Source organism: Castellaniella defragrans 65Phen, assembly GCF_000612685.1.
GTDB lineage: Bacteria > Pseudomonadota > Gammaproteobacteria > Burkholderiales > Burkholderiaceae_B > Castellaniella > Castellaniella defragrans.
Genome location: NZ_HG916765.1, coordinates 216,832 through 236,145, shown reverse-complemented (window position 1 = coordinate 236,145; position 19,314 = coordinate 216,832). Strand labels below are relative to the sequence as shown.

Annotated in this window: 14 protein-coding genes and 1 pseudogene; 11 read left to right on the top strand and 4 right to left on the bottom strand. The window is 69.0% G+C overall.

What is annotated here, in order from left to right:
- Positions 1-183: 183 nt before the first annotated feature.
- From gcl to BN940_RS01040, 7 genes and pseudogenes are all read left to right on the top strand, one after another.
- The gene (gcl, locus tag BN940_RS01070) at positions 184-1,965 is read left to right on the top strand and encodes a glyoxylate carboligase (RefSeq protein WP_043679207.1); all 1,782 of its coding nucleotides are present in this window, start codon (positions 184-186) and stop codon (positions 1,963-1,965) included.
- A gap of 62 nt (positions 1,966-2,027) precedes the next feature.
- Positions 2,028-2,804: a hydroxypyruvate isomerase gene (hyi, locus tag BN940_RS01065; RefSeq protein ID WP_043679204.1), complete on the top strand. Its 777-nt coding sequence runs from the start codon at positions 2,028-2,030 to the stop codon at positions 2,802-2,804.
- 90 nt (positions 2,805-2,894) lie between these two features.
- Positions 2,895-3,779, top strand: a complete 885-nt coding sequence (glxR, locus tag BN940_RS01060; RefSeq protein WP_043679201.1) for a 2-hydroxy-3-oxopropionate reductase — start codon at positions 2,895-2,897, stop codon at positions 3,777-3,779.
- Positions 3,780-3,971: 192 nt separating this feature from the next.
- Positions 3,972-5,233 (top strand): annotated as a pseudogene (locus BN940_RS01055) (glycerate kinase type-2 family protein).
- A 28-nt stretch (positions 5,234-5,261) separates the two neighbouring features.
- On the top strand, positions 5,262-5,693 hold the full coding sequence (locus BN940_RS01050) for a GlcG/HbpS family heme-binding protein (RefSeq protein ID WP_043679199.1): 432 nt from the start codon (positions 5,262-5,264) through the stop codon (positions 5,691-5,693).
- Complete coding sequence (gene pyk, locus BN940_RS01045; protein ID WP_043679198.1) at positions 5,690-7,114, top strand: pyruvate kinase; 1,425 nt, start codon at positions 5,690-5,692, stop codon at positions 7,112-7,114. Before BN940_RS01050 ends, pyk begins: the two co-directional genes overlap by 4 nt.
- A gap of 175 nt (positions 7,115-7,289) precedes the next feature.
- Entirely contained in the window at positions 7,290-9,464 is a 2,175-nt protein-coding gene (locus tag BN940_RS01040; RefSeq protein ID WP_043679196.1) for a malate synthase G, read from the top strand.
- A 142-nt stretch (positions 9,465-9,606) separates the two neighbouring features.
- Here BN940_RS01040 and BN940_RS01035 read toward each other — a convergent pair whose 3' ends face one another.
- On the bottom strand, positions 9,607-10,728 hold the full coding sequence (locus BN940_RS01035; protein ID WP_043679195.1) for a 5-methyltetrahydropteroyltriglutamate--homocysteine S-methyltransferase: 1,122 nt from the start codon (positions 10,726-10,728) through the stop codon (positions 9,607-9,609).
- A 184-nt stretch (positions 10,729-10,912) separates the two neighbouring features.
- Here BN940_RS01035 and BN940_RS01030 point away from each other — a divergent pair, with 184 nt between their 5' ends.
- Both BN940_RS01030 and BN940_RS01025 read left to right on the top strand, forming a co-directional pair.
- Complete coding sequence (locus tag BN940_RS01030) at positions 10,913-12,151, top strand: TIGR03862 family flavoprotein (protein ID WP_043679193.1); 1,239 nt, start codon at positions 10,913-10,915, stop codon at positions 12,149-12,151.
- Positions 12,152-12,189: 38 nt separating this feature from the next.
- Positions 12,190-12,720 (top strand): PIN domain-containing protein, encoded by a 531-nt coding sequence (locus BN940_RS01025; protein WP_410171337.1) that lies wholly within the window; start codon positions 12,190-12,192, stop codon positions 12,718-12,720.
- Positions 12,721-12,805: 85 nt separating this feature from the next.
- On the opposite strand, the gene BN940_RS01020 is transcribed toward BN940_RS01025, so the two are convergent.
- Positions 12,806-13,996 carry an acetylornithine transaminase gene (locus BN940_RS01020; protein WP_043679190.1) on the bottom strand — a complete coding sequence of 397 codons (1,191 nt, stop codon included), beginning with the start codon at positions 13,994-13,996 and terminating at the stop codon, positions 12,806-12,808.
- A gap of 216 nt (positions 13,997-14,212) precedes the next feature.
- Positions 14,213-15,106 carry an EamA family transporter gene (locus BN940_RS01015; RefSeq protein WP_043679188.1) on the bottom strand — a complete coding sequence of 298 codons (894 nt, stop codon included), beginning with the start codon at positions 15,104-15,106 and terminating at the stop codon, positions 14,213-14,215.
- 291 nt (positions 15,107-15,397) lie between these two features.
- On the opposite strand from BN940_RS01015, the gene BN940_RS01010 reads away from it, so the two are divergent.
- Together BN940_RS01010 and BN940_RS01005 are read left to right on the top strand one after the other, a co-directional pair.
- Positions 15,398-16,303, top strand: coding sequence for an MOSC domain-containing protein (locus BN940_RS01010; protein WP_084330437.1), 906 nt, complete (start codon positions 15,398-15,400; stop codon positions 16,301-16,303).
- 299 nt (positions 16,304-16,602) lie between these two features.
- On the top strand, positions 16,603-18,117 hold the full coding sequence (locus tag BN940_RS01005; RefSeq protein WP_148304855.1) for an IS5 family transposase: 1,515 nt from the start codon (positions 16,603-16,605) through the stop codon (positions 18,115-18,117).
- A 30-nt stretch (positions 18,118-18,147) separates the two neighbouring features.
- Here BN940_RS01005 and dinB read toward each other — a convergent pair whose 3' ends face one another.
- Positions 18,148-19,281 (bottom strand): DNA polymerase IV, encoded by a 1,134-nt coding sequence (gene dinB, locus BN940_RS01000; protein ID WP_043679183.1) that lies wholly within the window; start codon positions 19,279-19,281, stop codon positions 18,148-18,150.
- Positions 19,282-19,314: the final 33 nt, after the last annotated feature.

Here is a 19,314-nt window from a genome sequence, read left to right as displayed (position 1 = left end):
CGGACAACGAAGAATCCGGACGGAACCGGCGTGTCCCGGGTTCATGGGATTCTACCCCAGGCCCGCAACATCACATACAAATAGTATCGACAGAAGCGAGGCGTACTGGGATTCCTGCGCCCCGGCGATTTCTTTAATCTGGTCCCGTCAACGAATACCCATCCGACCGATCCAGGAGAAATCATGGCCAGAATGAGAGCAGTCGACGCCGCCGCGGCGGTCCTGCAGAAGGAAGGCGTCACCACGCTGTTCGGCGTACCCGGCGCCGCCATCAATCCGCTGTACTCCGCCCTGCGCAAGAACGGCGGCTTCAAGCACGTGCTGGCCCGCCACGTGGAAGGCGCCTCGCACATGGCCGAAGGCTACACCCGCGCGCAGCCCGGCAACATCGGCGTCTGCCTGGGCACTTCCGGCCCCGCCGGCACGGACATGATCACCGGCCTGTACTCGGCCTCCGGCGACTCCATCCCCATCCTCTGCATCACCGGCCAGGCGCCGCGCGCGCAGCTGCACAAGGAAAGTTTCCAGGCCGTGGACATCGAGACCATCGCCAAGCCGGTCACCAAGTGGGCCGTGATGGCGCGCGAGCCGGAACTGGTGCCGCGCATCCTGCAGCAGGCCTTCCACGTGATGCGCTCCGGACGCCCCGGCCCGGTGCTGGTGGACCTGCCCTTCGACGTGCAGATGGCGGAAATCGAATTCGACATCGACACCTACGAGCCGCTGCCGGTCTACAAGCCCGCCGCCACGCCGGCCCAGGCCGCCCGCGCCGTGGCCCTGCTCAACGCCGCCGAGCGCCCGCTGCTGGTGGCCGGCGGCGGCATCTTCAGCGCCCAGGCCGAGGGCCTGCTGCAGGAATTCGCCGAGCTGACCGGCGTGCCCGTCATCCCCACCCTGATGGGCTGGGGCGTGATCCCCGACGACCACCCGCTGATGGCCGGCATGGCCGGCCTGCAGACCGCGCACCGCTACGGCAACGCCAGCCTGCTGGCCTCGGACTTCGTCATGGGCATCGGCAACCGCTGGGCCAACCGCCACACGGGCTCCACGCCGGTCTACACCCAGGGACGCACCTTCGTGCACATCGACGTCGATCCCACCCAGATCGGCAAGGTCTTCGGCCCCGACTACGGCATCGCCTCGGACGCCGGCGCGGCCCTGCGCCTGATGATCGAGGAGGCCCGCCGCCTGAAGGCCGCCGGCCAGCTGCGCGACCGCGGCGCCTGGGCCGCGGAGTGCCGCGCGCGCAAGGGCGAGAAGTCCATGCAGCGCAAGACCCACTTCGACCAGTCGCCGCTCAAGCCGCAGCGCGTGTACGAGGAAATGAACAAGGCCTTCGGCCGGAACGTGCGCTACGTCACCACCATCGGCCTGTCGCAGATCGCCGCCGCCCAGCTGCTGCACGTCTACGGCCCGCGCCGCTGGATCAACGCCGGCCAGGCCGGCCCCCTGGGCTGGACCGTGCCCGCCACGCTGGGCGTGGTGGCCGCCGATACCGGCGACGAGGTCGTGGCCCTGTCCGGCGACTACGACTTCCAGTTCATGATCGAGGAACTGGCCGTGGGCGCGCAGTTCAAGCTGCCCTACATCCACATTGTGGTCAATAATGCCTACCTGGGGCTGATCCGCCAGTCGCAGCGCGGCTTCGACATGGACTACTGCGTGCAGCTGTCCTTCGACAACATCAACGCGCCGGAAACCGACGGCTACGGCGTGGACCACGTCAAGGTCGCCGAAGGCCTGGGCTGCAAGGCCATCCGCGTGAAGAAGGTCGAGGAAATCCAGCCCGCCATCGCCCAGGCCCGCGCCTGGATCGAGGAATTCCGCGTGCCCGTCGTGGTCGAATTCATCCTGGAGCGCGTCACCAACATCTCCATGGGCAACGACATCGACGCGATCAACGAATTCGAGGAACTGGCCGAGCGCGGCGAGGACGCCCCGACCGCCATCACCCTGCTGGACTGAAGCAGGACGCCGCAGCCCTCCCCGGCGGAAGGGCTGCCCGCACGCATTTCAAGGAGCCATACATGCCGAAATTCGCCGCCAACCTGTCGATGCTGTTCACGGAAATCGACTTCCTCGACCGCTTTGAAGCGGCCGCCAAGGCCGGTTTCAAGGGCGTCGAATACCTGTTTCCCTACGCCTGGCCGAAGGAAGAACTGGCCCGGCGCCTGCAGGCCAACGGCCTGGTCCAGGTGCTGCACAACCTGCCCGCCGGCGACTGGGACGCGGGCGAGCGCGGCATCGCCTGCCACCCCGGCCGCGTCGAGGAATTCAGGCAGGGCGTCGTCCGCGCCATCGAATACGCGCAGGCCCTGGGCTGCCCGCAGCTCAACTGCCTGGCCGGCAAGGTGCCCGAAGGCGTGGACGCCGCCGCGGCGCACCGCACCTTCGTCGAGAACCTGCGCCACGCCGCCGCCGAACTGAAGCAGGCCGGCATCCGCCTGGTGATCGAGCCCATCAACACCTTCGACATCCCGGGCTTCTTCCTGTCGCGCACCGACCAGGCGCTGGCCATCATCGCCGAGGTCGGCTCCGACAACCTGCGCGTGCAGTACGACATCTACCACGCGCAGCGCATGGAAGGCGAACTGGGCAACACCATCAGCAGGCACCTCGGGTCCATCGGCCACATCCAGCTCGCCGACAACCCCGGGCGCAACGAGCCCGGCACCGGCGAGATCAACTACCGCTGGCTGCTGCGCCACATTGACGCCGTCGGCTACGACGGCTGGATCGGCTGCGAATACAAGCCGGCCGGCCGCACCGAGGACGGCCTGGGCTGGATCCAGGCGCTGGCCTGACCGCCCTCCCGGAACCCTTTTCCAGCACCGTTCCCCGGCATCCCTTCCGGCACCCCATCGAAACGACACGCATCGACAAGGAGAACTCACATGGCCAACATCGGTTTCATCGGTCTGGGCATCATGGGCACCCCCATGGCCGCCAACCTCATCCAGGGCGGCCACACCCTGGCCACCTTCACCCACGGCAAGACCGCGCAAAGCCTGCTGGACGCGGGCGCCAAGGCCCTGCCCAACGCGACCGAGGTCGCCAAGGCCTCCGACATCGTCATCATCATGGTGCCCGACACGCCCGACGTCGAAGCCGTGCTGTTCGGCGAGAACGGCGTGGCCGCCGGCCTGAGCAAGGGCAAGATCGTCATCGACATGAGTTCGATCTCGCCCGTCGCCACCAAGGAATTCGCCAAGAAGATCAACGCGCTGGGCTGCGAATACCTGGACGCGCCGGTGTCCGGCGGCGAAGTCGGCGCCAAGGCTGCCAGCCTCACCATCATGATCGGCGGCAGCCAGGCCGCCTTCGACCAGTGCAAGCCGATCTTCGAGCTGATGGGCAAGAACATCACCCTGGTCGGCGGCAACGGCGACGGCCAGACCACCAAGGTCGCCAACCAGATCATCGTCGCCCTGACCATCGAGGCCGTGGGCGAGGCCCTGGTGCTGGCCTCCAAGGCCGGCGCCGACCCGGCCAAGGTGCGCCAGGCGCTGATGGGCGGCTTCGCCAGCTCGCGCATCCTGGAAGTGCACGGCGAGCGCATGGTCAAGCGCACCTTCGATCCGGGCTTCCGCATCAACCTGCACCAGAAGGACCTGAACCTGGCCCTGACCACCGCGCGCCAGCTGGGGATGTCCCTGCCCAGCACGGCCGTGGCCCAGGAACTGTTCAACGCCTGCGTGGCCCACGGCGGCGCCGGCTGGGACCATTCCGGCATGGTGCGCGCGCTGGAAATCCTGGCGAACCACGAAATCGGCCAGTAAGCCGAAGCCGCCGCCAAAGCGGAAGCCGCGCCTCCCGTCCGGCGGACCCGCTCCTCGCGCAGGGGCCCGTCCGCCGGGCGATTCGCCAATCCGCCTCGCCGCCTGCAAGCGGCCCGGATTCATCGGGCACGAAGCGGTCCGCAGGGACTGCGCCGTGTCCGGACTCATCCTCATCTTCGGGATGGACGCCTCATGAACCTCTCGCCCCGCGAGCTTCTCACCCGCATGTTCCAGGCGGCCGTGCGCGCCGCCCAGCCCGAACACTGCATCCCCGCCTTCCTGCCGCAGCGGCCCGGGGGCGCACGATCGTCATCGGCGCCGGCAAGGCCTCGGCCGCCATGGCGCAGGCCTTCGAGCGGCACTGGCCCGGCCCCGTCGAGGGGCTCGTCGTCACCCGTTACGGCTACGCCGTGCCCTGCGAGCGCATCGAGATCGTCGAGGCCGCCCATCCGGTGCCCGACGAGGCCGGCGAGGCCGCCGCCCGGCGCCTGTTCGAGCGGGTGGCCGGCCTGACGGCCGACGACCTGGTGGTCTGCCTGATCTCGGGCGGCGGCTCCTCGCTGCTGCCCGTGCCGGGCGCCGGCGTGACCCTGGCCGACAAGCAGGCCATCAACCGCGCCCTGCTGAAATCCGGCGCCACCATCTCCGAGATGAACTGCGTGCGCCGCCACCTGTCGGGCATCAAGGGCGGCCGGCTCGCGGCGGCCTGCGCGCCCGCGCGCGTGGTCAACCTGCTGATCTCCGACGTCCCCGGCGACCAGCCCTGCGACATCGCCTCCGGCCCGACCGTGGCCGACCCGAGCACCTGCGCCGACGCGCTGGACATCGTGCGCCGCTACGGCATCGAGCTGCCCGAAGGCGCCCGCCGGCTGCTGGAATCGGGCGCGGGCGAGACCCTCAAGCCCGGCGACGCCCGCCTGGCGCGCGTCGAGACCCACCTGATCGCCACGCCCCAGATGGCCCTGGAAGCCGCCGCCGCCGTGGCCCGCGAGGCCGGTGTCGCGCCGCTGCTGCTGGGCGACCGCATCGAGGGCGAGGCCCGCGACGTCGGCAAGGTGCTGGGCGGCATCGCCCTGCAGGTGCGCGCGCACGGCCAGCCGGCGCCCGCCCCCTGCGTGCTGCTGTCCGGCGGCGAGACCACCGTCACCGTGCGCGGCCAGGGCCGCGGCGGGCGCAACGTCGAATGCCTGCTGTCCCTGGCCATCACCCTGGATGGCGCCGAAGGCGTCCACGCCCTGGCCGGCGACACCGACGGCGTGGACGGCCAGGAGGAGATCGCCGGCGCCCTGATCGGCCCCGACACCCTGGCGCGCGCCTGGGCGGCCGGCATGCCGCCGCGCGCGCATCTGGACGACAACGACGGCCACGGCTTTTTCGAGCGCCTGGGCGATTCCCTGATCACCGGTCCCACGCTCACCAACGTCAACGATTTCCGCGCCATCCTGGTCCTCTGAACCGGGCCGCGCATCCCTGGAGACACACATGAAGACCCTCCGAGTCCTGACACTGGAAGACGCGCGCCGCATGGCGGCCGCCGCCGAAGCCGAGGCCCGCCGCAGCGGCTGGAACGTCAGCATCGCCCTGTGCGACGCCGGCGGCCACGCCCTGTGGCTGCAGCGCATGGACGGCGCACCCCTCATGAGCGCCCAGATCGCGCCGGAAAAGGCCCGCGCCTGCGTCCTCAGCGGCAAGCCCAGCAAGGTCTACGAGGACATGGTCAACCAGGGCCGCATCGCCGCCCTGTCCATGCCGGTCGTGCCCCTGGAAGGCGGCGAACCCATCTATTTCGACGGCAGCGTCATCGGCGCGGTCGGCGTGTCCGGCGTGCAGGCCGGGCAGGACGCCCAGGTGGCCCGCGCCGGCGTCGCCGCCCTGGACGGCGCCGACCACCTCTACGCGGGAGCCCAGGCATGAAGGCCGACCGTCGCGCCCGCATCCTGGCCACCCTGGGGCCGGCCAGCTCCACCTTTGAGCAGATCCGCGCCCTGGCCCAGGCCGGCGCCAACGTGTTCCGCCTGAACTTCAGCCATGGATCGCACGAGGACCACGCCGAACGCCACCGCCTCATCCGCCAGGTCGAGCAGGAACTGGGCCATCCCATCGGCATCCTGATGGACCTGCAGGGACCCAAGCTGCGCGTGGGTCGGATCGCCGGAGGCAAGGCCGTCCTGGCAGCGGGCCAGTCCTTCCGCCTGGACCTGGACCCCGCCGAGGGCGACGCCGCGCGCGCCAACCTGCCGCACCCGGAAATCTTCGCCGCCCTGGAGGACGGCACCGACCTGCTGCTGGACGACGGCAAGCTGCGACTGCGCGTGGACCGCCATGGTCCGGACTTCGCCGAGACCACCGTCATGGTGGGCGGCCCGCTGTCGGACCGCAAGGGCGTCAACGTGCCCGGCGTCATCCTGCCCATCTCCCCGCTCACGCCCAAGGACCGCGCCGACCTAGCATTCGGCCTGTCGCTGGGCGTGGACTGGGTCGCCCTGTCCTTCGTGCAGCGCCCGGAGGACATCGTCGAGGCGCGCGGCCTGATCGGCAACCGCGCCTGGATCATGGCCAAGCTGGAAAAGCCCGCCGCCATCGAGCACCTGGACGCCATCGTGGCGCAGGCCGACGGCATCATGGTGGCGCGCGGCGACCTGGGCGTGGAACTGCCCCCGCAGCGCGTGCCCATCCTGCAGCAGCGCATCGTGCGCCGCGCGCGCGCCGCCGGCAAGCCCGTCGTGGTGGCCACCCAGATGCTGGAATCCATGATCACCGCGCCCGTGCCCACCCGCGCCGAGGCCTCGGACGTCGCCACCGCCGTCTACAGCGGCGCCGACGCCGTCATGCTGTCGGCCGAATCGGCCTCCGGCCAGTATCCGGTCGAGGCGGTCACCATCATGGAGCACATCATCCGCGAGGTCGAGTCCGACCCTTCCTGGCGCGCCGGCCTGGAGGCCAGCCACAGCCCGGCCGAAGCCAACATCCCGGACGCCATCTGCTGCGCCCTGCGCCGCGTCGCGGGCCTGCTGGAGCCGGCCGCGACGGTGGCCTACACGGCCTCGGGCTTCAGCGCCCTGCGCGCCAGCCGCGAGCGCCCCTCCACGCCGATCCTGGCCCTGACCTCGCAGCCGGAAACCGCCCGCCGCCTGGCCCTGGCCTGGGGCGTGCGCCCGGTCCACTTCCCCGAGCAGCTGCGCGAATCGACCGAAATGATCGACCGGGCCACCGCCGCCGCGCGCCAGGCCGGGCTGGCCGAGGCGGGCGACACGCTGATCGTGATCGCCGGCCTGCCGTTCGGGCGCAGCGGCAGCACCAACCTGCTGCACATCGCCCAGGTGCCGGAAAAATAAGCACTATCCGGACCGGCATATAGCCCGCCCGCTTCCCAGGAAGCGGGCGTTTTCTTTTGCGCGACAGGCACTTGCGTACGCATGCCGGCCCGCCGCCGGCCTGCGGACGCCCTTTAACTCTTATAGAAGACTGCCTATAATCCAAGATTGACTTCCAGCTCATCCAAGGACCATCATGACCGATCGCATCTCCAGCCATGGACTCCAGATCGCCGCCTCGCTGCACCGCTTCCTCGAACAGGAGGCCCTGCCGGGCACGGGTGTACAGCCGGCCGCCTTCTGGGAAGGCCTGTCGGCGATCATCCATGACCTCGCCCCGCGGAACCGCGCCCTGCTGGCCGAACGCGACCGCCTCCAGGCCGCGCTGGACGACTGGTACGCCCGGCATCCCGGCCCCATCGCCGACCCGGCCGCCTACCGCGCCTTCCTGAAGGACATCGGCTACCTGAAGGACGCCCCCGCCCAGGTCGCCGTCACCACCGCCCACGTCGACACCGAAATCACCGCCCAGGCCGGCCCGCAGCTGGTCGTGCCGGTGATGAACGCCCGCTACGCCCTGAACGCCGCCAACGCGCGCTGGGGCAGCCTGTACGACGCCCTGTACGGCACCGACGCGATCCCCGAGACCGACGGCGCCGAACGCGCCGGCGGCTACAACCCGGTGCGCGGCGCGCGCGTCATCGCCTTCGCGCGCCGCTTCCTGGACGACAGCTTCCCCCTGGCGCGGGGCTCGCACGCCGACGCCACGGCCTACGCCGTCGTCCAGGGCGGCCTGCGCGTCACGCTGAAGGACGGCACCGCCACCAGCCTGGCCGACGACGGCGCCTTCCTGGGCCACCGCGGCGACGCCGCCGCGCCGCAGGCCCTGGTCCTGCGCCACCACGGCCTGCACATCGAGATCCAGTTCGACGCGGACCATCCCATCGGCAGGACCGACGCCGCCCACATCAAGGACGTGGTCGTCGAAGCGGCCCTCACCACCATCATGGACTGCGAGGACTCCGTCGCCGCCGTGGACGCGGACGACAAGGTCCTCGCCTACCGCAACTGGCTGGGCCTGATGAAGGGCGACCTGTCCGAGGACCTGGTCAAGGGCGGCAAGACCCTCACCCGCCGCCTGAACCCGGACCGCGAATACACCGCGCGCGACGGCTCCGCCGCCCGCCTGCACGGCCGTTCGCTGATGTTCGTGCGCAACGTCGGCCACCTGATGACCAACCCGGCCATCCTGGACCGCGACGGGCGCGAAGTGCCCGAAGGCATCCTGGACGCCGTCTGCACCTCGCTGATCGCCATCCACGACCTGAAGGCGCGCAAGAACTCCCGCACCGGCTCGATCTACATCGTCAAGCCGAAGATGCACGGCCCCGACGAAGTCGCCTTCGCCAGCGAGATCTTCGGCCGCGTCGAGCAGCTGCTGGGCCTGGCGCCCAACACGATCAAGATGGGCATCATGGACGAGGAACGCCGCACCAGCGTCAACCTCAAGGCCTGCATCGCCGCCGCCACCGAGCGCGTGGTGTTCATCAACACCGGCTTCCTGGACCGCACCGGCGACGAACTGCATACGTCCATGCGCGCGGGCGTCATGGTGCGCAAGCACGACATGAAGGCCCAGGCCTGGATCCAGGCCTACGAACTGAACAACGTGCAGACCGGCCTGGAATGCGGCCTGCGCGGCCACGCGCAGATCGGCAAGGGCATGTGGGCGATGCCCGACCTGATGGCCGCGATGCTGGAGCAGAAGGTCAGCCAGCTCAAGGCCGGCGGCAACACCGCCTGGGTGCCGTCCCCCACCGCCGCCACCCTGCACGCCCTGCACTACCACCAGGTCGACGTGGTCGAAGTGCAGAAGTCCCTGGAAAGCCGCCACGAAGACTACACCGACCGCATCCTGACCGTGCCGGTCACCGCCGCGCCCACCTGGACGCCCAAGCAGATCCAGCAGGAGCTGGACAACAACTGCCAGGGCATCCTGGGCTACGTGGTGCGCTGGATCGACCAGGGCGTGGGCTGCTCGAAAGTCCCCGACATCCACGACGTGGGCCTGATGGAAGACCGCGCCACGCTGCGGATCTCCAGCCAGCACATCGCCAACTGGCTGCTGCACGGCGTGGCCACCCGCGCGCAGGTCGAGGAAACCCTGCGCCGCATGGCCGCGGTGGTGGACAAGCAGAACGCCGGCGACCCCGCCTACGAGCCGATGGACGGCCATTTCGACACGTCCTGCGCCTTCAAGGCCGCCAGCGACCTGATCTTCAAGGGCCTGGAGCAGCCCAACGGCTACACCGAGCCGCTGCTGCACCACTGGCGCCAGGTGAAGAAGGCGGAACTGGCCGCGAAGGCCTGACCGTCCTTCCAGCCGCATGAAGGGAAACGCCCCGGTTTCTTTTGGACCGGGGCGTTTTTCTTTCTGGGGATTTCAGAGGATCGGGCCGCAGGACCGGGCGCACGGCCGCGGCCCACCCCGCGGCGGACGCATCCCCCGGGGCTCAGGCGTCGCCCCAGACCTCGCGGGCGGTCTCGACCACCAGCCGCAGCTTGGCGCGCTGGTCCTCGACGGCCACGTTGTTGCCGTGCACCGTGCTCGAAAAGCCGCATTGCGGCGAGAGGGCGAGCTGCTCCAGGGGGGCGTGCTTCGCCGCCTCGTCGATGCGGCGCTTGAGGTCGTCCTTGGACTCCAGCGCGCCGAACTTGGTCGTGACCAGGCCCAGCACCACGATCTTGCCGGCCGGCAGGAAGCGCAGGGGCCGGAAGTCGCCGCTGCGATCGTCGTCGTATTCCATGAAATACGCGTCCAGGTGCATTTCCGACAGCAGGGCTTCGGCCACCGGCTCGTAGTTGCCCTCGGCCGCGTAGGTGCTCTTGAAATTGCCGCGGCACAGGTGCATGGCCAGCACCATGCCCTCGGGCTTGCGCGCCACCACCCGGTTGATGAAGCGGGCGTAGCGGTGCGGCAGTTCGTTCGGGTCGTCGCCGCGCGCCTTGGCCGCCTCGCGCATGCGTCCGTCGCACAGATAGGCCAGGTTGGTGTCGTCCATCTGCACGTAGCGGCAGCCGGCGTCGTACAGGCTGCGCAGTTCCTGGCCGTAGGCCTCGGCCACGTCCTCGTAGAAATCGGGGTCGAGCTCGGGATAGGCCACGGCGTCGATGCCGGCGCGCCCGCCGCGGAAATGCAGCATGGTGGGCGAGGGGATGGTGACCTTGGGCGTGTGGCCCGCCGAGACCTGGCTCGCCAGGTACTCGAAATCGGCGCGCTGGATGTCGCGCGCATGACGCACCTTGCCGGTCACGAGGATCGACGGCGGCGCCAGGTGCTCCTTGCCGTCGGGTCCGGTCACCACCTTGGGATCGTCGGTGGTCACGCCATCGAGCTGGCGCAGGAAATCGAGGTGGAAGTACGTGCGGCGGAACTCGCCGTCCGTCACCGATTTCAGGCCGATGTCCTCCTGGAACCGCACGATCTCGGTAATGGCGCGGTCCTCGACGGCGCGCAGGGCGGCGGCGTCGATCTCGCCCCGGGCATGGCGCTCGCGCGCCTCCAGCAGATAGACGGGCCGCAAAAAGCTGCCGACGTGGTCGGCGCGGAACGGCGGGACGGTGCGTGTGGACATCGCGGTCTCCTCGGGGAATTTATTCATCATATTTTATTCAGTACACTGAAGAACAACCCTGGAATTCTGCGTCAAGCGCGGGCCGCTGGCAAGCGGTCGCGCGACGCACGCTCCGGCCGCATCTCCTACAATCCCGCCCATCCCCCGCCGGCATGCGCGACGCGGGTTTTCAAGGACGACTCCTGTGCAATCGAATCCGATCGCCGTGATCGGCGGCGGCCCGGCCGGACTGATGGCGGCTGAAACACTGGCGACGGCGGGTGCGCGCGTCGATCTCTACGACGCCATGCCCTCGGTGGGCCGCAAATTCCTGCTGGCCGGGCGCGGCGGGCTCAACCTGACCCATGGCGAACCCCTGCCCGCATTCCTGTCGCGCTACCGCGAACACGCGCCCTGGGTGGCATCCTGGCTGGCCGATTTCGGCCCGCAGGCCTTGCGCGACTGGGCGCAAGGCCTGCGGGTGGACACGTTCGTCGGCACTTCGGGGCGAGTCTTTCCCGCCGCGATGAAAGCCGCGCCGCTGCTGCGCGCCTGGCTGCATCGCCTGCGCGGACAAGGCGTGCGCATCCACGCGCGCCATCGCTGGACGGGATGGGATGAATCCGGCCGGCTGCGCTTCTCCACGCCGGCGGGCGAAACGCGGGTCAAGGCGGATGCCGTCATCCTGGCCTTGGGCGGCGGCAGCTGGTCCCGCCTGGGATCGGACGGCGCATGGGCGCCCATGCTGGCGGAAAAAGGCGTGGACGTCGCGCCGCTGCGGCCCGCCAACTGCGGATTTCGCGCGGACTGGAGCGCGCATTTCCAGGAACGCTACGCGGGCGAGCCCCTGAAATCGGTCGCCGCATGCGTACGCGAAACGGCCTCGGCGGACGTCGGCGCGAACGCCCCCTTGCGGCGCGGCGAAATCATGTTGACCCGGGACGGCCTGGAAGGCGGGCTGGTCTACGCCTTGTCCCCGGACCTGCGCCAGGCGCTGGACCGCACCGGCGAGGCCGTGCTGGCCATCGATCTGCTGCCCGACCGCGATGCCGCCTGGGTGGCCGGGCAGGTCATGTATCCGCGCGGCGCCAAGTCCTTGTCCAGCCATCTGCGCTCGCGCCTGAACCTGCACGGGGCCAAGACCGGCCTGCTGCGGGAATGCCTGGGCGGGGACGACTACGCCGATCCCGTCCGGCTGGCGGCGGCGATCAAACGGCTGCCCGTGCGGCTGACCGGCATGCGCCCCATGGACGAAGCCATCAGCACGGCGGGCGGTGTCCGCCCTCAGGCGATGGATGAACGGCTGATGCTGCTCGCCCTGCCAGGCGTCTTCTGCGCGGGCGAGATGCTGGACTGGGACGCGCCCACCGGCGGCTATCTGCTGACCGCCTGCTTCGCCGGGGGCCGCGCCGCGGCCAAGGGCGCGCTGGCGTGGCTGAATTGACTCCGCCCGCCATCCTGGTCCTCGACGCCTGCGTCATGATGTCCGGCCTGCAGCGCCGCCTGATGCTGGCGCTGGGCGCGCACGGCGTTTTCCAGCCCGCCTGGAGCGAACGCATCGGCGACGAATGGCGGCGCAACGCCCGGCGCATCTGGGACATCCCCGCCGCAAGCCTGCAAGCGGACTGGGACGCCATGCAGTCCGCCTTTCCCGGCGCCATGGCGCATGGAGCCGATCAATACGAACAGGGGCTGCGCTACAGCGATCCCAAGGACTGGCACGTCGTCGCCGTCGCCCGGGAAATGCGTGAACGGCATCCCGGCAGTCCGGTGGAAATCCTGACGCTGAACCTGAAGGACTTCAACCGCTCCGAACTGCGCCGCCTGGGCCTGTCCGCGCTGACGCCGGATCGCAAACTGGCGGCCTGGTGGCCGGCGCACGAAACGCAGATCCGCCGGGCGATCGCCGAACTCGATGCCGCCGACCCGCCCCCGGGCCGCCCCCGCCTGCCCATGCGCGAGCGGCTGGGCCGCGAACGCCTGCTCCAGCTGAACCGCCTGCTGTCGGCCTGAAGCGTGTGCCGCCGCGGACACGCCCTGCGCAAGAGGCGGGCGGGTTCGCGGGCGGAATGGGGAAGAATCGCCGAAGAGCCCCGGCTCAGGCGCGCGCCTTCGTGATCAGGTCGTCCAGCCAGGCGAGCATGGTGTCGATCTCGTCGGCCGTCACGTTCAGGGCCGGCATGAAGCGCAGCAGGTTGCCGCGCGGCGCGTTCAGCAGCAGGCCTTCGGGGGTGCGCTCGCGCGCGGCCAGGACCAGCGCCGGGCCGTCGTCGCGGTCCATCACCAGCGCGCGCAGCAGGCCCTGGCCGCGCTCGCCCTTCATGCCCCATTTGTCCGACAGCGCCATCAGGCCGGCCGACAGCTGGCGTCCGCGGGCGTTGACCTCGTCCAGGAAGCCGGGCGCCGACAGCGTGTCGAAGATCGCCACGCCCACCGCCGTCATCAGCGGATTGCCGTTGTAGGTGCCGCCCTGGTCGCCGTGCTCGAAGCAGCAGACGGCTTCGCGCGCGCACAGCGCCGACAGCGGCACGCCGCCGCCGATGCCCTTGCCCAGCGTCATGATGTCGGGCTCGATGCCCGCGTGCTGGTAGGCGTACATCCGCCCCGTGCGGCCCATGCCGCTCTGGACCTCGTCCACGATCAGCAGCAGGCCGCGCTCGCGGGTCAGCGCGCGCAGGTCCTGCAGGAATTCGCGCGTCGCGGGGATCACGCCCGCCTCGCCCTGCACCGGCTCCAGCATCACGGCGACCGTCTGATCGTCGATCAGCGCGCGCACCGAATCCAGGTCGTTCAGCTCGGCCTTGGGGAAGCCTTCGACCTGCGGCGCGAATTTCGTGTCCCAGCCGGCCTTGCCGGAGGCCGACATGGTCGCCAGCGTGCGGCCGTGGAAGCTGTGGTCGAAGGTGATGATCTTGTAGGCGCCCTTGCGATGCAGCTGGCCCCACTTGCGGGCGAGCTTGATGGCGCCTTCGTTGGCCTCGGCCCCGCTGTTGGCGAAGAACACGCGGTCGAAGCAGGAGGATTCGACGATGCGCACGGCCAGGTCGATGGACGGCTGGTTGTAGAAGGCCGGCGAGGGATTGATCAGCTGCTGCGACTGGCGGGTCAGGGCCTCGATCATGGCCGGATGGTTGTGGCCCAGGCAGTTCACGGCCCAGCCCTGGATGAAATCCAGATAGCGCTTGCCGGTGTGGTCTTCCAGCCAGGATCCCTGGCCTCGGACGAAGACCAGCTCCGGACGCGAGGTGATTTCCATCAGGGCGTTGAGCCCGGCGCGATCGATCGACATGAGTGCAGATTCCTGAAAAACGAAGTCCCGGCGGCACGGCGCCGCGCAAACCGATATTCTAAGACGGACGCAAGGCTTCCCGGACCTTCGCGGCCCAGCGTCCCCCCAAAAAAGCCCCCACGCCGCGCCTTCGGCTTGCTGCCCCCCGAGGGGGCGCTTTTCGCCTTGGGACGGCCCTGCGGCCAAAAAATGCCCCCACGCTGCGCCTTCGGCTTGCTACCCCCCAAGGGGGCGCCGTTTGGCTCGGAGCGGTCCAGCGCCAAACAGGTTCACCGCCAGTCCGATCAGCACCACAAGTCCGCCCACCCACTGCAGCGGGCCCAGCCGCTCTCCCAGGAACCAGTCGGCGCACAGCAGCCCGACCACCGGGATCAGCAGGCTGAGCGGCGCGATGCGGGCGACCGGGTGGCGGGCCAGCAGCCGCCCCCACAGCACATAGCCGATCAGTGTCGCAATCCCCGACAGATAGGCCACCGCCCCCACCGCGCGCCAGCTGATGTGGATCAGGCTGTCCACGATCCGGTCCGGCCCCTCGAAGACGGCCGACAGCAGCAGGAACGGGAGCGGCGGCAGCAGGGCGCCCCACACCACCATCGGCAGCATGCGCACCGGTCCCGCACACTTCAGCACCACATTGCCCGAGGCCCAGCTGAAGGCCGCCGCCAGGGTCAGCAGGAAGCCGGCCAGCGGCACCGCCGTCTCGCCCCCCGCGCCCAGGTCCAGCAGCGCCAGCCCGGCGGCGGCCAGGCCGATGCCCAGGACGTGGTGCGGGCGGACGGCCTCGCGCAGCACCAGCGCGGCGATCGCCACCGTGAAGAAGGCCTGCGCCTGCAGCACCAGGGACGCCAGGCCGGCCGGCATGCCCAGGTAGATCGCCAGGAACAGGAAGACGAACTGGCCCAGGCAGATGGTCAGCCCATAGCCGACGACGTAGCGCCAGTGCACCGCCGGCCGGGGCACGAAGAACACCGCCGGGAACGCCACGAACAGGAAGCGCAGGGCACCCAGCAGCATCGGCGGGATCTCGTCCACGCCCACTTTGATGACGACGAAATTGGCGCCCCACACCACGATGACGACCAGGGCGGCCAGAATGTCTTTCAAGGGCATGGGATCTCCTGCTTTCAACGCGCGCCGCGAAAGGCCGCGCCCGGGTGCGCGCGGGATCCGGCGAATCCTGCATGCTACGGCATTTCAGGCCTGTACGAACGGGCGGCGGGCCGCGCGCGAGCTGCGCCGGCCGGCGCAGCCATACCTTCACGGGCATCGCAGGAGCCCGGCGGGCCGCCATTCGCGCAATCCGTTCCCGCCGACACGCCCACCGGCATTCCCACCGGCATTCCCACCGGTATTCCCACCGGTATTCCCGCAAACCGTTCCCGCCGGCATTCCCGCCTTAGAATGTCCTCCTTTCTCCGTCACCGGCAGACCTCCATGCGCCTGGCCATCCACAGCCTGTACAGCTATCCCGTCAAATCCTGCGCCGGCATCGCCCACGAACGCGTCCGCGTCACCGAATCCGGCCTGGACTTCGACCGGCACTGGGTCGTCGTGGACGCCCAGGGCGTCTTCATGACCCAGCGCCAGCATCCCCGCATGGTGCTGATCCACCCCGAACCCGTCGCCGACGGCCTGTGGCTGCGCGCGCCCGGCCAGGCCGACTGTTTCGTGCCGCAGCCCCCCGAGCAGGCCGAGGCCGTGCCGGTCGCCATCTGGGGCACGCCCACCCTGGGCGCCGATCAGGGCGACGAGGCCGCCGCCTGGCTGAGCGCGTTCATCGGCGCGCCCTGCCGGCTGCTGCGCCTGCATCCCCGGGCACACCGCCTGGCCAGCGTGCCGCACGTCACCCGCTGGATCCAGACCCACCCCGACTGGCCGCAGTCCTTCCTGCCGGTGGAGCGCCACGCCTTCGCCTTCGCCGACGGCTTCCCCTTCCTGGTCGCCAACCTGCATTCGCTGGAGGAACTGAACGGCCAGCTGGGCGCGCAGGGCGGCGCGCCGGTGGACATGATCCGCTTTCGCCCCAACATCGTGCTCCAGGGCCTGGAACCCTACGACGAGGATCACCTGGCCGGATTCCGCACGGGCGGCACCGGCTTCGCCTTCGTCAAGGCCTGCGCCCGCTGTCCCATTCCCAACGTGGACCCGCTGACGGGCGCCACGGCGGCCGAACCGGGCCGCACGCTGGCGCGGCACCGCCAGTTCGAGCAGGGGGTGCTGTTCGGCATGAACGCCATCGCCACCTTGCCGGAGGGCGAGACCTGGCTCCAGGCGGGCGACGCCATCGAGCCCGAATACGATTTCTGATGTGATTTCCGACGTCCGGATTTCCGGCCGCCGGGCGTACTGCGGCCGATTTCGATTCCCGGTGCCCAATTCCCGATGCCAGCGCGCGATGCACGGTGCACGATTCCCGATGCCCGATGCCCGATGCGCGACACCGGCGCGCGACGACGCCCGACCCCGGAACGCCCGCCGCTCAGTAATCGGCCCTGAATTATAAATAACTCATTGATTTTATTGTAAAATAAAGCCACTCCAGACTATCAAATCCCCCAAAAACAGCCCGCTGGGGCTCATTTTCTGGGAGATTGCCCCGAAACCGCATGAGCCAGATTGACGATTTTTTCCGCAGCCGCCTGGACCAGATGATTGATCTGCGTAAACCCCTGGCGGTGCTTGCCACGCATATTCCTTGGCAGGAACTGGAGGCGGCTGTCGCACACCGTTTTGCGCGTCAGGTGCGCACCGGCCGGCAGGTTGAGGATATTGATCTGTTTGGCCCGACGATGGCCGTGGTAGGGGCCGGCCATTCAAACGCGGGGCGTCCCCGGCTGCCGATGCGGCTGATGATTTCGCTGCTGTATCTGAAGCACACCTTCAACGAGAGCGATGAAGGCGTCTGCGAACGCTGGAGCGATGCACCCACCTGGCAGTATTTTTCGGGGCAGGAGTATTTCGAGAATCGCCTGCCGTGCGATCCCAGCGCCATCAGCCGATTCCGGGGGCTGTTGGGTGAGGAAGGCGTCGAAGAGCTGCTGGTGCAGACTTTGGTGGTGGCCATCAAGCTGGGGCTGATCGAGCGCACGGCGATGCAGTCGGTGATAGTGGACAGCACCGTGCAAGCCAAGGCGGTGGCGCATCCCACCGACAGCCGTTTGCTGGAGGTGGCGCGCCAGAAGATCGCCTGCGCGGCCAAGGCGCACGGCATTGCGTTAAAGCAGAGCTACGCCAAGGAAGGCCGGGAGCTGGCCAGGAAAGCGGGCCGCTATGCGCATGCCAAGCAGTATCGGCGCATGCATAAGACGATCAAGCGCCAGCGCACGATTCTGGGCCGTCTGGCGCGTGACATTGAGCGCAACAAGACAGTGCTGGCGCAGAGCATCCAGGACGCCTTGGACCCGTTATTGGCTCGCGCACATAAGATCGCGGCTCAGAGCCGTCGGGGCGCGAAGGTGAAGGGAAAAGACAAGGTCTACAGCTGGCACGCCGATGAGGTGGAGTGCATCAGCAAGGGCAAGGCCCGTACGCCCTATGAGTTTGGAGTGAAGGTGGGCATTGTCACCACCTTGAAGGGGAATCTGATCGTGGGAGCACGCAGCTTCCCTGGCAATCCGTACGATGGCCACACACTGGCCGAGCAGTTGGAGCAGTCCCGCATCCTGATGGAGGCGGTGGACGTGGCTCCGCAGACCGTCTACACGGATCTGGGCTATCGAGGCGTTGATGCCGAGATCCCGGAATATAGCCTTAAACACCGAGGCAAATTCAAACGTCTCACCGACCAGGAGCGCCGAATGCTTAAACGGCGCCAGGCGGTGGAGCCGGTCATTGGGCATCTGAAAAGCGATCATGGAATGAATCGCTGTCATTTGAAAGGCCAAACGGGTGATGCGATCCATGCGGTGTTGTGCGCGGCAGGCTTCAATATCAAGTGGCTGCTGCGCATGATTGCCCGCAAGGGCATCGGCCCTTTATTTTTGTGCCGATTTATTGCGTGGATTGGTCGTCAGATTCAACGCCTGATGCCCATGATGGGCTCAAGAGGCGATTGGGTTGATCCGGTGGGCTGCCTGCCCTATCGAAATCCGTGGCCTCGGATCGCCGGAAATTCGGCCTGAAACAGGACAAATGAATTTTTCAGGGACGACTCAGTACAGGTCCAGCTGCACCGGCTGCGGCCGCTCGCCCGCGCCCGCCGGCTCCAGCTTGCTGACCCGCACGCCCAGCAGCCTCAGGCGCCGCTCCAGCGGCACCCGCTTCAGGCACTGGCCGGCGGCCCGGTGGATCGCCCCGGCATCCGCCACCGCCGCGTCCAGCGTCAGGTCGCGGGTCACCACCCGGAAATCGTCGAAACGCAGCTTGATGCCCACCGTCGCCCCGCGCACGCCCTTGCGCGCCAGGTCTTCCGCCAGGCGCTCGCACAGGTCCAGGAAGATCCGCGACAGCAGCGGCCGGTCGCGGCGCACGTGCAGGTCCCGCTCGAACGTCGTCTCCCGGCTGAGGGACTTGGGCTCGGACTGCGTCACCACCGGACGGTCGTCGATGCCGTGCGACACGTCCAGCAGCCACTGCGCCGTGCCCAGCCCGAAATGGCGCTGCAGCAGCGCCGGCGCGGCCAGCGCCAGCTGGCCGACCGTCTCGATCCCCAGGTCCCGCAGCCTGCGCGTGGCCTTGGGGCCGATACCGTTGATCCGTGACACCGGCAGCGGCCAGATGCGCCGCTCCAGGTCGCCGGGACCGATCAGCGTGATGCCGTCGGGCTTGTCCAGGTCCGAGGCGATCTTCGACAGCAGCTTGTTCGGCGAGATGCCGATCGAACAGCTCAGTCCCGTGGCCTCGCGCACCGCCCGCTTCAGGGCGCGGGCCAGTTCGACGGATTCCTGCGGCAGATCGGTGAGGTCGATGTAGATCTCGTCGATGCCGCGGTCCTCGATGCGGGGGGCGATCGCCGCCACGGCGGCCTTGAACAGGCGGGAATAATGGCGATAGGCCGGAAAATCCACCGGCAGCAGCACGGCGTCGGGCGCCAGGCGCGCGGCCTTCATCAGGCCCATGGCCGAATGCACGCCCAGCGCGCGGGCCTCGTAGGTGGCCGTCGTGATCACGCCGCGCCCGACGTAGTCCCCTAGCCGCGGGTATTTCCCTTCCATGGGCTGCGGGCCGCCCCCGCCGATCACCACCGCCTGGCCGCGCAGATCCGGGCGGCGCAGCAGTTCCACGGACGCATAGAAGGCGTCCATATCCAGGTGCGCGATACGGCGGAGGGGGGCGGCGACGGGCATGGCACGAAAAGGCGACGGCCCTGCTATACTAGC

Coding starts and splice junctions, on each gene's coding strand:
- BN940_RS01020 (WP_043679190.1), bottom strand. CDS start 13,996: ATGTCGATCGATCGCGCCGGGCTCAACGCCCTGATGGAAATCACCTCG.
- BN940_RS01005 (WP_148304855.1), top strand. CDS start 16,603: ATGAGCCAGATTGACGATTTTTTCCGCAGCCGCCTGGACCAGATGATT.
- BN940_RS01025 (WP_410171337.1), top strand. CDS start 12,190: ATGTCCGGCCTGCAGCGCCGCCTGATGCTGGCGCTGGGCGCGCACGGC.
- BN940_RS01010 (WP_084330437.1), top strand. CDS start 15,398: ATGTCCTCCTTTCTCCGTCACCGGCAGACCTCCATGCGCCTGGCCATC.
- dinB (WP_043679183.1), bottom strand. CDS start 19,281: ATGCCCGTCGCCGCCCCCCTCCGCCGTATCGCGCACCTGGATATGGAC.
- BN940_RS01035 (WP_043679195.1), bottom strand. CDS start 10,728: ATGTCCACACGCACCGTCCCGCCGTTCCGCGCCGACCACGTCGGCAGC.
- BN940_RS01015 (WP_043679188.1), bottom strand. CDS start 15,106: ATGCCCTTGAAAGACATTCTGGCCGCCCTGGTCGTCATCGTGGTGTGG.
- glxR (WP_043679201.1), top strand. CDS start 2,895: ATGGCCAACATCGGTTTCATCGGTCTGGGCATCATGGGCACCCCCATG.
- BN940_RS01040 (WP_043679196.1), top strand. CDS start 7,290: ATGACCGATCGCATCTCCAGCCATGGACTCCAGATCGCCGCCTCGCTG.
- hyi (WP_043679204.1), top strand. CDS start 2,028: ATGCCGAAATTCGCCGCCAACCTGTCGATGCTGTTCACGGAAATCGAC.
- gcl (WP_043679207.1), top strand. CDS start 184: ATGGCCAGAATGAGAGCAGTCGACGCCGCCGCGGCGGTCCTGCAGAAG.
- BN940_RS01050 (WP_043679199.1), top strand. CDS start 5,262: ATGAAGACCCTCCGAGTCCTGACACTGGAAGACGCGCGCCGCATGGCG.
- pyk (WP_043679198.1), top strand. CDS start 5,690: ATGAAGGCCGACCGTCGCGCCCGCATCCTGGCCACCCTGGGGCCGGCC.